1 protein-coding gene is annotated in these 472 nt (G+C 59.4%); it reads left to right on the top strand.

From position 1 onward, the window contains the following. Positions 1 to 233 precede the first annotated feature (233 nt). On the top strand, positions 234 to 472 hold a 239-nt coding region (locus tag A9513_RS16540), incomplete at its 3' end, for a type I restriction-modification system subunit M N-terminal domain-containing protein (RefSeq protein ID WP_176707256.1).

Raw genomic sequence — 472 nt, 5'->3', positions numbered from 1 at the left:
GTATAGAACAGGCACTAGACATGCTGCCTTCTTGGTGAGCAGCTCTGGACACGTCGATATGGGAGTGCATACGGTCAGGACAAATCGGGAAGGTGCCGCCGGATGACTTGCCTCTGTAGATAGGTCTGGACGCATCAGCGCTTTAAACGCCAACGGCTTTGGGTTCGAAGTGATTTCGCCTGCCSCTCTTCAGTTACACTCGGCGCTTTGCACGCCTTTCAAGGAGCAGCTGCGTGAACACGGAAAACCATTCCCAGACCGCCGCCTTTCTCTGGTCGATTGCCGACCTGCTGCGCGGTGACTTCAAGCAGTCGCAGTACGGCCGCATCATCCTGCCGTTCACCCTGCTGCGCCGCATGGAATGTGTGCTGGAGCCGACCAGGGAAGCGGTGATCCGTGAGTCCTATGCGCAGGAAGGCCGGCCTGACCTGGTGCGTGAGCGCCTGTTGCTGCGCGCTGCCGGGCAGCAGTT

Origin of the sequence: Pseudomonas sp. AU12215, from assembly GCF_001675465.2 — a bacterium.
In the GTDB taxonomy this organism is placed as follows: domain Bacteria; phylum Pseudomonadota; class Gammaproteobacteria; order Pseudomonadales; family Pseudomonadaceae; genus Pseudomonas; species Pseudomonas nitroreducens.
Note: the sequence above shows the minus strand (reverse complement) of the source record. Positions and strands in the feature narration are given on the sequence as shown.